The 12,635-nt window shown below is 27.6% G+C and carries 13 protein-coding genes; 2 read left to right on the forward strand and 11 right to left on the reverse strand.

Annotated elements, in window-relative coordinates; translation table 11 throughout:
* Positions 1 to 36 precede the first annotated feature (36 nt).
* The 8 genes from rsmD to alaS all read right to left on the reverse strand — a co-directional run bounded on the left by rsmD (position 37) and on the right by alaS (position 6,244).
* A complete protein-coding gene (gene rsmD / locus QN326_RS02265; RefSeq protein WP_342386363.1) occupies positions 37 to 597 on the reverse strand; it encodes a 16S rRNA (guanine(966)-N(2))-methyltransferase RsmD in 561 nt (186 codons plus the stop codon).
* Positions 594 to 1,172: a bis(5'-nucleosyl)-tetraphosphatase (symmetrical) YqeK gene (yqeK, locus tag QN326_RS02270; RefSeq protein ID WP_034172294.1), complete on the reverse strand. Its 579-nt coding sequence runs from the start codon at positions 1,170 to 1,172 to the stop codon at positions 594 to 596. Before yqeK ends, rsmD begins: the two co-directional genes overlap by 4 nt.
* Positions 1,173 to 1,179: 7 nt before the next feature.
* A complete protein-coding gene (locus QN326_RS02275) occupies positions 1,180 to 1,749 on the reverse strand; it encodes a YqeG family HAD IIIA-type phosphatase (RefSeq protein ID WP_011160675.1) in 570 nt (189 codons plus the stop codon).
* Positions 1,739 to 2,209 carry a transcription elongation factor GreA gene (greA, locus tag QN326_RS02280; protein WP_034172300.1) on the reverse strand — a complete coding sequence of 157 codons (471 nt, stop codon included), beginning with the start codon at positions 2,207 to 2,209 and terminating at the stop codon, positions 1,739 to 1,741. The genes QN326_RS02275 and greA overlap by 11 nt, the downstream gene beginning before the upstream one ends.
* Positions 2,210 to 2,261: 52 nt before the next feature.
* Complete coding sequence (locus QN326_RS02285; protein WP_034172293.1) at positions 2,262 to 2,846, reverse strand: O-methyltransferase; 585 nt, start codon at positions 2,844 to 2,846, stop codon at positions 2,262 to 2,264.
* A 1-nt stretch (position 2,847) separates the two neighbouring features.
* On the reverse strand, positions 2,848 to 3,303 hold the full coding sequence (ruvX, locus tag QN326_RS02290) for a Holliday junction resolvase RuvX (RefSeq protein WP_011160678.1): 456 nt from the start codon (positions 3,301 to 3,303) through the stop codon (positions 2,848 to 2,850).
* Positions 3,297 to 3,539, reverse strand: coding sequence for a hypothetical protein (locus tag QN326_RS02295; RefSeq protein WP_034172292.1), 243 nt, complete (start codon positions 3,537 to 3,539; stop codon positions 3,297 to 3,299). The genes ruvX and QN326_RS02295 overlap by 7 nt, the downstream gene beginning before the upstream one ends.
* Positions 3,540 to 3,649: 110 nt before the next feature.
* Positions 3,650 to 6,244, reverse strand: coding sequence for an alanine--tRNA ligase (alaS, locus tag QN326_RS02300; RefSeq protein WP_342386364.1), 2,595 nt, complete (start codon positions 6,242 to 6,244; stop codon positions 3,650 to 3,652).
* A 618-nt stretch (positions 6,245 to 6,862) separates the two neighbouring features.
* Here alaS and QN326_RS02305 point away from each other — a divergent pair.
* Positions 6,863 to 8,074, forward strand: a complete 1,212-nt coding sequence (locus QN326_RS02305) for a methyltransferase domain-containing protein (protein WP_342386365.1) — start codon at positions 6,863 to 6,865, stop codon at positions 8,072 to 8,074.
* 71 nt (positions 8,075 to 8,145) lie between these two features.
* Here the strand turns inward: QN326_RS02305 and QN326_RS02310 are convergent, their stop codons facing one another.
* The 3 genes from QN326_RS02310 to QN326_RS02320 all read right to left on the reverse strand — a co-directional run bounded on the left by QN326_RS02310 (position 8,146) and on the right by QN326_RS02320 (position 11,370).
* The gene (locus QN326_RS02310; protein WP_342386366.1) at positions 8,146 to 9,399 is read right to left on the reverse strand and encodes an AAA family ATPase; all 1,254 of its coding nucleotides are present in this window, start codon (positions 9,397 to 9,399) and stop codon (positions 8,146 to 8,148) included.
* A 145-nt stretch (positions 9,400 to 9,544) separates the two neighbouring features.
* Positions 9,545 to 10,228 (reverse strand): ECF transporter S component, encoded by a 684-nt coding sequence (locus QN326_RS02315; protein WP_034172407.1) that lies wholly within the window; start codon positions 10,226 to 10,228, stop codon positions 9,545 to 9,547.
* Positions 10,229 to 10,353: 125 nt separating this feature from the next.
* Positions 10,354 to 11,370 (reverse strand): lipoate--protein ligase, encoded by a 1,017-nt coding sequence (locus tag QN326_RS02320; RefSeq protein WP_034172406.1) that lies wholly within the window; start codon positions 11,368 to 11,370, stop codon positions 10,354 to 10,356.
* Between the two features lie 701 nt (positions 11,371 to 12,071).
* Here QN326_RS02320 and QN326_RS02325 point away from each other — a divergent pair.
* Positions 12,072 to 12,632: a hypothetical protein gene (locus QN326_RS02325; RefSeq protein WP_342386367.1), complete on the forward strand. Its 561-nt coding sequence runs from the start codon at positions 12,072 to 12,074 to the stop codon at positions 12,630 to 12,632.
* Positions 12,633 to 12,635 lie beyond the last annotated feature (3 nt).

Consider the following 12,635-nt stretch of genomic DNA (forward strand, 5'->3'; position numbering starts at 1 on the left):
TTTTTCTTTTTTGTTTTTTCTTTCCTTGGTGAAAGTCTAAATTTTTTGATAAAATTGAATTTTTTTATTACCGTATTGTTTTTCTTTTTGTAAAACAAATTCTTTAATTTGTGTAGGCAAAACAATTTTGCGATGTAATTCACAAATAATAATGCTATTTTGATGTGTTAATTTGTCTAAATATTCAAAAGCAGGTAAATAAAAATCTTTAAAATAAGGAGGGTCTAAAATAATAAAATCAAAAATCAAGTTGGCTTTTTGGAATTTTTTTAAAGCTTGAATAAAATGACCATAAAAAATAATGCTTTGTTCTAAATCCAGTTTTAATTTTTGGTGGTTTTCTTTTAAGGTTTGAAAAGCTTTTAATGAAGCATCCACAAAATAGGCTTGTTTAGCATCTCTGCTTAAAGCCTCAAAACCATAAGAACCGTTGCCTGCAAATAAATCTAAAAAGATTTTGTTTTGGAATGAGGCTCCCAAAGTATTAAAAATAGATTCTTTGACCAAAGAGCTAGTGGCTTTGGTTTGAGGTGATGGCACTAGTTTGATTTTGTGTCCTTTGAATTTTCCTCCGATGATAATTGTTGTCTTTGTCATGAAAATATTTTTCTTTTGATGGAGTTTTTCAAAGAGGATAAAATTTCTTGGTAATTGTAAGGCAAAGGGGATCCTTTTTGGCTGAAATAATCAAAATTACTTTTAAGAAGTTCATATATGGCTTGATTGAGGTTAAAGTAGGCTAGCTTTTGAAAATATTTTATTTGGGAAAAATTTCGTTGAGGTTCTAATTTGTCACTTAACAATACAATTTTATCGCAATAATTCATTTTTTTATCACCCCAAACATGTTTTTTGATGGCATTAAGAATAGTGACATTTGTGATGCCAAATTCTTTTTTTAAGATGTTTGCAGCAGATAGAGCGTGAAAAATAGCAGGCGTTTTGCTGTATTTTTGGATATTGGCTTGAGTAAGATAGGGTTTTTGTTGTTCTAAGGTGTCGTTTTTGGTGTAATCATGAAATAAAGCTGCAATTTGAATAGGCAACAAAGGTTTGTTATAATGTCTTGCCATTTTGGTAGCAGTGCGATAAACTCTTATAGTGTGTTCTAACAGCAAAGGATAGTTTTTTAATTTAGTTTCGACAGCTTGACGAATTTTGTGTAACAACATATTATTTTCATTTTTCTTCAAAGTCTTGAAATTTTTTTTTCCAAAGGTGATAATCTTGTTTTTTGAGATTGGTTAAAAACTTTTTTTCACGATAAAAACGATTGAATTTGGTAAACGCGCTTTCTTGAAAGCGATTTAGGGGTTTTACCAATAAAGAACAAAAACCTGCTTGATTAGCTCCTTTGATATCTGTTTGAAGTTGGTCTCCTATCATCAACATTTGTGTGGTTTCCAATTTGAGAAGTTGGCATGCTTTTTGAAAAGCTGTAGGGGATGGTTTTTTGTTTAATAAATTTAAATATATAAAAGTAAAATCATTTTTTAAAACTTTGTGGAGGCGTTTTTTAGAGGCATTAGAAAGAATAACGACTTTGAAAATAAGAGATAATTTAGTTAAAAGGTTTTTAATTTGTTCATCTAAAATATCTTTGTTGCATTCAATTAAAGTATTGTCTAGATCAAAAATTAACGCTTTAATGCCTTGTTTTTGAAACAACTCAAAAGGAATTTGCAAGACACAAGGAAAATAGTGTTGAGGGATAAAAAGTTTGTTGGGGCAAGTCATTTTATTGGACATCTACAATTTTGACTCTAAAAGTGTTTCCAGTTTCGCCGGTAACAAAAACAACATCTCCTATTTGGTGCCCTTTGATATTTTGTCCTAAAGGAGATTCAATCGAAATTTTGTTGTTAAAAGGATCTGCTTCCAAGGTGCTTACTAATTCAATTTCTTGTTGTTGTTTGGTGTGTAAAAGCTCCAAAGATACTTTTTTGCCAATACTTACTTCTCTTTCTTTGGAAACTTTAACTACGCGGACATTTTTTAAAATATTTTGGATTTCTGAGATGCGATGTTCTATTAAAGCTTGTTCGTTTCTAGCAGCATCATAATCAGCGTTTTCGGATAAATCTCCTTGTTCGCGCGCTTCTTTTAAAGCTTCTAAATTTTCTTTTCTTTTAACTTCTTTTAAAAAAGTTAATTCTTTTTTTAATTTTTCTATTCCTGATTGGGTAAGTTCATAAATTTTATTATTCATAAATAAAAGACCTTCTTTTTTTATTTTTTGATGGTTTTTCAAAATTCCTAAATTATTTTTTGAGATAAGAAATAATCAACCCATCACCTACATCTTGAAAAGTGGTGCAAAAATCTGGGTGATTTGTTAAAAAAGTTTTAAAATTATGCATTTTTTTGAAAATTCCTTGATTATTTTTAGTCGTTTTGGCTTTTTTAAAACAACTTAAATTAAGGTTATCAAAAACGATAATGCCTTGTTTTTTGAGTAAAGGAGCATATTTGCAAAATAACTTTTGATATTGGGCTTTGGCAGCATCAATAAAAATTAAATCATATTTTTTTAAATTGCAAGTAGGATAAATTAACGCCTCTTGCCAAATGACATTTATGTGATAGGGAGTTTCTTTTAAAAAGTTTTTAGCTAAATTATAATTTATAAAATCTCTTTCTAAAGTATCAATTTTAGTGCTAAGAGAGCTCATAGCCAAAGCGCTATATCCAATGGCAGTTCCGATTTCTAAAATATTTGTGATTTTGTTTTGTGAAATTACATCAAGTAACAAAGCTAATCCTTGGTCTTGGATAATGGGGATTTTGTTTTCTTGGGCGTATTTTTTTAATTTTTGTAAGTTTTTTTCTTTGTTAAAATCAAACATTTCAATGCTCTTTGTTTGTGTGTAATTTGATATAATCGAGATAATTTTGTAAAATGATGGTTGCTGCAATTTCGTCTTTCATTTGTAAAATTTTGCCCTTTTTTTTGTTATTGGTTTTTAACATTTGGATTGCTTGTACGGTAGATAAACGTTCATCCCATAAAATTACTTTTACTTGCTCAAACTTGTTTTCTAGCGTTTTTTTAAAATCACTACTTATTTTGGCTTTAATTCCTATGTCGTTGTTCATGTGTTTGGGGTATCCCAAAACAATTGTTTTAATTTGATATTGAAAAATGATTTCTTGTAAAGGTGCAATCAATCGATCGTATTTGTGGGTGGCAAAAAAAATAGTTTTGAGGTTTTGGGCAATAATTCCTGTTTGTGATAAAGCAATTCCTAAAGTTTTTTCACCTAAATCCAACCCCAAAGATGCATTATTTTGGCATTTTAACATAATAAAACATTCTCATTTGTCAAAAAATGGTTTGAATGATAAAAATTATTCTTTTTTTCTTGGTTTTGGTTCAACTTCATTTTATCAATTTTTTTGTGTTTTTGGGCAAATAATTTTATTAATAATTGTTTAAAAGATTTGAAAAATAGTGGGTTTGGGGTTTTAAAAGGGTTTAATTTTAATTTTTCTTCCGCTTTGATTATTTTTTTCTTTTTTATTTTGTTGTTTTTTGTCATTTCGAACACCTTTTAACAATTTTTAGGAATTTTTAGGAATTTTGATTATTTTTAATAATTTTAGGAATTTTTTCCTTGAGGATTTTTTTATTATAAATTTTTTAAACAGTTTAATTTATTTCTAATTTGGTTTTTACAAAATTAATTACTTGTTCTAAATTTTTAGTTTTTTTGGTGCCCCCTTGAGCTAAACTAGCATTGCCACCACCAGAACCACAAACCAAGGATACAGCTTCTTTAATCAAATTACCTGCATGTAGAGTTTTGCTTTTGCATAAAAAAACAATTTTTTCAGGTTGCACATAAGATAAAAATAAAACTTCTAAATGGTATTTATCAAAAATATGATTCATAAAAAATTTGAGAACTTCTAAAGGTTTTTCTTCTTCAATGGTTAACATCATTTTTTTGGTAATTTGTGGTGGTAAAAAATTAGATTCTGCTTGTACCATATTTTTTTGATGATATTCTAAAACTTTTTTTTCAAAAAGAACTAAGGCTTGTTGTTGTGCTTTGATATGTTTTTGATAATTGAGAATATCTTGATAACTTTGGGTTATTGGAGGAAAATTTTTAACATCAAAAATGAGGTTTTGCGTTTGTAAGGATTTTGCTTTTTGGGTTAGTTGGTGCAAGTCGTTTTGGTAAGGAACTAATTTGGCGTTGAGACTTTCTTGGCAATTGTTATTACAAACTGCCTCAATGCGGTAGATACCAGAGCTAATGCTTTCGCATGACAAAATAGTAAAATGTTCTAAATCTTTAGTATTTGTGGCATGTGTTCCTCCGCATAAATCCACTGAAAAATTATCAATACTTACGATTCTTACTTTGTCTTTGTATTTGGCTTTTTGATTTTGTTCTAGAAGAGTGGCGTATTTTTTTTGGGCGTCTGGGATTGAAAGTTGTTCAATTTTGACTGGAACACTTTTTTGAATTAGTTGGTTTACTTCTTTTTCTATTTGTAATAAAGTTTGGGGAGTAATTTTTTCAAAATGATTAAAATCATAACGTAAAGAGCTAAATCCCACTGATGAACCTTGTTTTTTGAGGTGGCTGCCTAATTGTTTTTGCAAAACTGCTTCTAAAAGATGTGTTGCTGTGTGATGATAAGAAATTTGATTGCGTTTAGTCTTTTCAATGCAGGCATAAACTTCTTGACCTTCGCAAAAGTTTCCTTGAACTTCGTGCAAAATTTGTCCGTTTGGTAGTTTAGTTATTTTGGTAACTTTGGTGTTGTCAATCCAACCTTCATCTTCTATTTGTCCTCCCATATTAGCATAAAAAGGTGTTTTTTCAAGCACTATTCCTTTGTCAAAAACTTTGATTACTTTGGTTTTGCAAGTAAAATTTGTATAACCTATAAATTCGCTGGGAGTTAAAAATTGGAGAAATGCTTCTTCTTGTTTATTCATGTGTATTTGCGATGTTTGATTTTGTTTACTTAAATTTTGGTGGTCGTGGAGTAATTCTTGGAATTTTTGGTAGTCTGTTGTAATGTTTTTCTTTTTAGCATAATCCAAAATTAAATCTTCAGGAATGCCGTAAGTGTCGTATAATTTGAAAAAGTTTTGTCCTGATAAAGTGTTTTGGGTGAGATGTTGTAAAAAAGTTTTTTCGGCAGTTTTGAGAGTTTGTTCAAAAATATTTTCTTGTTGCAATAGCACTTTGGCAATAATTTCTTGGTTGGTGCATAGTTCTTTGTAAAAATCTTTCATCATTGCAACTGTTGGAGGCACTAATTGATGTAAAAAAGGTTTGTCTAAACCTAGTTTTTTGCCTTCGTTAGCAGCTCTTCGTAATAATTTTTTTAAGACATAGCCCCTTTTTTCGTTAGTGAGGACTGCTCCGTCATTGATTGCAAAAACCAAAGTTTTTAAGTGATCTGCAATAATTTTAAAACTTTCTTGTCCTGTGTATTTGATTTGTGTCATTTTTTCCAAAGCTTTTATTAAAGGAAAGAAAAGGTCTGTTTCAAAATTGGTTTTGGTGTTTTGCAAAATACAGGCTAAACGTTCTAAACCAGCCCCAGTATCAATGTTTTTGCTTGGTAGTTCTTGATATTTTTCGATAGGTAATTTAGGGTCGCAATTATATTGAGAAAAAACAATATTCCAAATTTCGATAAAGCGGTCGTTTTCTAAATCTTGGATAATTAGTTCTTTGTTGCGAGGGTCAAAAGTTTTTCCTCTGTCAAAAAAAATCTCGGTGCAAGGACCAGAAGGACCAGGACCTATTTGCCAAAAATTGCTCTTTAAAGGAATAAGGTGGTTTTTTTCTACTCCTAAGTCAAGCCAATATTGATAAGTATCTTGGTCTTGAAAAAAATAAGTGATGTAGAGTTTTTCTAAGGGAAAAGCAAACCATTTAGGCGAAGTTAACAACTCAAAGGCGTAGTGGATAGCTTCTTTTTTAAAATAATTTCCGATAGAAAAATTGCCTAACATTTCAAAAAAAGTATGATGGCGCGAGGTTTTTCCTACGTTTTTGATGTCGTTGGTACGAATACATTTTTGCACGTTAGTAATGCGTCTAAAAGGAGGTGTTTGTGTGCCATCAAAATATTTTTTTAAAGGGGTAATGCCTGCATTAACCCATAATAAGTTAGCTTCGTTTCGTGGTATCAAAGAAGATGATTTTGCGATGTGATGGTTTTTGCTTGCAAAAAATTTGAGCCACATTTGTCTAATTTCAAAAGATGTCATTATAAAAACTCCTTTAATTGGGTGAAATTTGGGGTGATATTTGATATTAATTTGGTCTTTGATTTGTTCTTTTGTGATACAAATAATAATTAGTTTATTAAAATGCGTTTTGAATTAATTTTGATTTGTGATATATAATTGATATCTAACATGTGTATAAAATTAAAAAACCGATCAAACTTAATTTTAACATTTTTTTATGGCTTTTCGTTATTTTTTTGCATTTTTTCGTTATTTTTTTGACTTATTTTGGTTTTGCAAAAGCTAAAAATATTATTTTTTAATTGTTGATAATTATAAAAAGGATTGTTTTAAAAAATGATATAATTTAATTGTTGTTTTAAAATAACAAAATAATTTTAATTTAACATTTTTTATTAATTTATTTCGATTTTTTATTAATTTAATTTTTTTCTTTTTTGAGTCAAAAACAAATAATTATAATCATACAAAAAACAAAAAGTGAAGGTATCAAAAGTGAAAATCACATCTTTTTACAAATTTTTTAATTCTTCATTTTTTTCAATTTATTTTATTAAAATTAAAAAAAATTTAAGCTCGTTATTGTTAGTGATTTTTTCTTCAATAATTTTAATTTGGGGGCTTTTTGATAGTTGTTTGCAAACGCATCTAGACTCATTTGCTTATTGTAAAAATATTTTTCATTATACAAGACAAAGTATTTTTTTAATTTTGGTAGTTGCAATAATTGCTTTAACTAAATATAGAACTACTAAATTTTATCAAATATTAAGTTTTGTTGCTTTGGTAAATATTTTAATTATAAGTTTGGTTTTTTGTGATTTTATTGAAGACCACAAACAGCATTTTATTTCTGCAAATTGGCAAATGCAGCTAATTCCTTATTATTTGCAATATGTTTTTGCCCCTTTGATTTATTGTTTTTATGTGTGGAAACGACCAATTACTTTTTTGGGTTGGAAAAAAGTATGGATAGTTTTTGTTCATCCTTTTTGCTATTTTTTGTTATCTGCTATTATTTTTGGTTTTAAAGCGGATTTGAAATCGCATTTTATTAATCCTTATTACCAAAACAATTTAACAGTAGCTTATTTTAAACTTTTTGTCTCTTTTTTGCTTTTGGCAATGGGTTTAATCGGAGTGCAAAAAATAAAAATTCATCCTTTTTATAAAGGTGCACTTTTAGTGCTAGGAGCATTTTTGATTTGTGTTATTCCTAGGGAAACAAGTGATTGGAATCATGCCAAAGAATTGGTGTTTTACCCTCAACAAATGGGTTCTTCTCTTTTTCCTGAATCACAAGATATTGCTAAACAATTAAGTAATTTAGTGCTTGAATTTGAAGGAAAACAAGACACAGGTTTAAAAACAGGTGAAAAAATTTTGGAACTAGGAGCAGGCAGTGGTAATGTTACTAAATATTTAGTACAAAAGTTTGGAGCCCAAAATGTTATTGCTTTGGAATATGATAAAGAATTATGTAATGTTTTGAGAAATAAATTTCCAGGTTTAACAGTTATCGAAGGAGATGCTTGTAATTTTATTGAATTGTTAAAGAAGCAAATTGATGAAACTCAAATAAAACAAATAAAAGGGATAGTATCTACTTTGCCTTTGAGTATTTTTTCTCAAGAACAATTGCAAGAACTAAATAAAAACCTTGCCACAGTAATTAAACAAAATAAGATTAGGTTTGTTGAATATCGCTTTTTGCTATTTTTACGTGAAAAACACATTATTGGAGATGGTGTAGAAGAAATTCAAGATACTAAAAATCAAATTTTTGTTTCTAGTGCAATTTTACCAACCAAAGTTTTTATTTTTGCTGCTATTGATGTTACAAAATAATATCATTTTATAAAATAAAAAAGTTAACTTATTTTAAGTTAACTTTTTTATATTTTAGGGATTTGGCAATATTAATTTAATATGCGTTTAATTGCTTGTTCTAAAAAATGTTTATCGATTTGGTCTTTGTTATTTCTGATAGCCAAAATTAAAGCCTCATTGAGAATGGCTGCAAGTTGGGCACCTGATGCACCTTCAGTAATTAAAGCTAATTTGTAAAAATCAACATCCAAAGAAATATTTTTATTTTTAGCATGAACTTTTAGAATAGCTTCTCTAGCTTTTAGATTAGGTAAATTAATTTTGATTTTACGGTCAAATCTACCTGGACGAATCAAAGCAGGATCTAGCATATCTATTCTATTAGTAGCAGCAATAATGATGATTTGTGAAAGTTTAAAAAAACCATCCATTTCTAATAAAAGTTGGTTTAGGCATTGGTCGTGTTCTCGTGATTCTATGATGGAGTTGTTTTTTCTTTTGGCTCCTAAAGCATCTATTTCATCAATAAAAATAATGCAAGGAGTAGTTCTTTTGGCTTTTTGAAATAAATCTCTTATTCTAGAAGCTCCAACGCCTACATAAACTTCGACAAATTCAGAACCAGAAACAGCATAAAAAGGAATTTTGACCTCATTAGCTAATGCTTTTGCAAGTAAGGTTTTTCCTGTTCCTGGAGGTCCTTCTAATAATACTCCTTTAGGAATTTCAAAGCCCATTTTATGATATTTTTGAGGATGTTTTAAGAAATCTATTAATTCTTGGATTTCTTTTTTTTCTTCTTCAAGACCTGCTACATCTGCAAAAGTTATTTTGTCTTTGGAAGAATCAATGTTTGTATTAAATTTATTTATTTTGTTTGATAACATTTGTTTAAGATGAATTAAAATATAAAATCCAAAAATAAAAGAAACAAGATAACTTATAAATTTGAAATATAATTCTAAAAAATTAAATTGGATATTTTCTTTGACTTCTACCAAAACATCTTTATATGAATAAAAAGCATATACTAAATAATCATAATTGGAGGCTGCCATTTTACAATAATATTTTTGATTATCAAAACTTTCTGCTTGGATTAAATAATGTTCTTTGTTCCAAATGCTGTATTGGCTTTTATAAGTATAATGAATTTTTTTAATTTCGTTGGCTTTAAATTTTGCAAATAGTTCGTATATATTTATTAAAGAAGCGTTTTTTAATTGATTTTTTTCTATCCAAAAATATGATAATTCTAGACTAATTAAAAATAATAAAATTAAAGATAATGGCAAAATAAAGCAGATAATAATTTTGTTTTTGTTAAAAAGTTTGAAAAACACTAAGTAAGTCTCCATGATGAAATTTATAAAAGAAAAGGTTATAAAAAAATTATTTTAATTAAATTTGTGTGTAATTAAATTAATAAAAGTGAATAGCGCACAAAAATTTATGTTGTTTGGGTTTGAAAAAAAGATTTTCCAAAATTTAATTTTCCTTGGAAAAACCATATAAAAATTCCATATTATCTTTAAGACGTAAATTAATTAAATAAAATAAAGCTCCTATGATGGTATTACTTACAATAACTGATGAAAAACTATAAATAAGATTAAGCGACCAAGAATAAGAAGGACTTGGGATGAACAACTTTAAAAAAGTTTTTTTGGCAAAGTTTTCTTGTAATAAATTAATAAATAAAATGCTTGAAATAATTTGAACTACACTAATTAATACTAAAGTTATTATAATAGGTGTTTTTTTGGTGAGATGATTTAAGTTTTTTTGATAAAATAAGCCCGAAAAAGAGCAGACAATATAGGGAAGAAAAAATCTGTAAAGGAAAATAAGGGCTTTGCTTGCATGTTCGTTTTCGTGGTCATGACTGTGATTATGATTTTCGTGTGTATGGTGTAATAACACTTCCATAAAAGAAAATTCCAAAACATAATGAATTAAAAGATAAAATAAACTAGCCCAAAATCCGTATTTAGGTCCAAAAAGATAACCTATTAAAATGATAAAAATTAATTCAATGCGAAAAAAAGCATAATTGCAAGGGATTGTTGCATTAATAGTATAACGAGAAAGAAGTTCCAAGCCAAAAGCCAAAAATAATAAGAAAGAAATGGCAATGATCTTTCTTAAAACATTTTTTTGATTATTTAACATAAATATACCTTCGATTTTATTTTCATATTTTATTTTGCTAGTTTTTTGTGTAGTTTTTTCGTTGTTTATCTTTTTTTTGATAGTCTATATAAAAATTTTTCAATTTAGAACTATTTTAGTAATTGCTAATAATTTAAATTTTTAAGTTTTTCTTCTAAAATACCTTCTTTAAGTAAGCTTAAAAAATCATCATTAGTAGCATCCAAAATATAAAAACCGATGTTTGTTTTTTCCAAAACTTCTTGTATTTTTTCAGTTTGATAAGTTATTCCTTCAAAAAGTTTGCTAAATTGTTCTAAATTATCTTCTTTGTGAAAAAAATCTCCAATCAAAGTCATTTTTTCAATTAAACCAAATCTAATATCTAAAAAAATTTCTAATCCTCCCCAAGAAAAACGTTTTTTAAGTATTTTGGTGTGATGGGGTTGGGTTAAGAATAAAAATTCATTGGAAGCAAATTGGAGAGAATCTTTTTCTATTGATTTTATTTCTTGGTCACTAAGTACATAAGTTTGGTCAGTTAAAGCCTCAGTTAAATACTGCATTAACTTTTCTTGTGACATATCTGGAAGATAGCCTTTGAGGTTAGTTACTCGGGAACGCACACTTGCAATTCCTTTAGAAATTAATTTTTGGTCGTTTGGAGTAATTGTGTTTATCATAGTTTGAAAATCGCAATTATAAAGAAGTGTTCCATGAGTTACCATGCCATTTTGGTTTTGCATAAAGGCATTTCCAGAAATTTTTTTGCCTTCTAGTAAAATGTCGTTTCTGCCACTAAATTCAACATTAAGTCCTAATTTTTGTAATGCAACGACAATTTTAGCTAAAAAAGGTTTAAAACTGAAATTTTTTTCTTTTTTGGCAATAATGCTAAAAAGAGGAGTTTGAGGATCATTATAAACACATCCTCCGCCAGTAGGTCTTCTAAATAAAGGAATTTTATGTTCTTTGAGGTAATCTAAATTAACTTCGTTTTCAATTATTTGATTTTTCCCAACTACAACTCCTTTGATTTTCCAAATAAAAAAGAAGCTTTTTTCAGGGTTTTGCTTTAATAAATGATTAAGGGCGTATTGTTCTAGGGCGTAATAAAAATAAGGTTTAAGGTCGCAGATGCGATTAATTTGAATCAAAATCATAATAAAATCCCCTTTTAAAGTATTATTAAAGTATTATTAAAGTATTATTAAAGTATTATTAAAGTATTATTAAAGTATTATTAAAGTATTATTAAAGTATTATAAATGTTTTTTCCAGTAATATTATATCATTTATCAGTTATGTAGACTCATATTAATCTTTTTTATATTTTTTCTCTAACTCCAAAATCAAATCATTTAAATTTTTTCCCTCTATTTTCCACCAAAACTAAATTATAAATTATAGATTAAAAAAACATAATTTTTGCCATTTATAAATGTTATTTTAGTCAAAAAAATATAAATTTATCCCAAATTAGAACTGCTATAAATTAAATAAAATTATTGAGAGGCTCAAAAAAGCCTCTTTTTTTAATATATAAAATTGCAAGGAAAAAAATCATTATATAAAGATTAGTGAGCAAAAAACTTGTTTTTTTTGTGATAAAATGATATTAATAGCAAGTTTTTTATTTTTAAATTGCTGTTAAAAAATTTTTAAAATAAGGGGGTCATTTATCATAAAAAAATAATAGTGTAGATTTTTCCATTTTAGGAATATTAATTTTATTTCTTATTTCGTTTTTTATTCTTTTCTTATTTCGTTATTTTTTAAGTTTTTTTGCGTATTTGTATATTTGTATATTTTTTTATTTATTTTGTAAAGTTTTTAAAATTATCAAATATTTAATTATAAGTGTTTGGGATACATTTTATTACTAATCACAATAATTGGAGGGGTAATATGGTTAATAATTTCTAAATTCTTCCCTGAATCAGCAGCTAAAATTGGACCAATAGCTAAAGCTGCTTGGGAAAAAACCAAAGATTTGGCTCATTATATAAATGAACGCGGTAAGAATTTTTTAGAATGGCTAGGATTCCCTTTGAAACTAATTCCTTACATATTTAATAGTATTATTATTGCATTTGGCCTCATTTTGGGTTTATCTTGTCTTGGAATACCAGTTATAGGACCTTGCATAGGTTTAACAATATTAATTGCAACAGCTATTTATACAGGAATAATTTGGTATTTTAACGAACCAACCCCCAAAGCCAAAACTCCACCCCCAAATTTAGTAGAAGTTTATGATTTAGATGCTATCAAAGCAGCAGAAGAGACAAAACTAAAAAAAGAGTTAACAGAATACGCAACAAAACTTTCTCAAGAAGGAAAAACCCCAAAAGAAATTGAACAAAAAATTAACGAAAGAATAGAAAAAACCAAAGAATTAAAAAAAAACAACAAAATCAACTGAATT

Origin of the sequence: Candidatus Phytoplasma asteris (assembly GCF_038505995.1) — a bacterium.
In the GTDB taxonomy this organism is placed as follows: domain Bacteria; phylum Bacillota_I; class Bacilli_A; order Acholeplasmatales; family Acholeplasmataceae; genus Phytoplasma; species Phytoplasma asteris.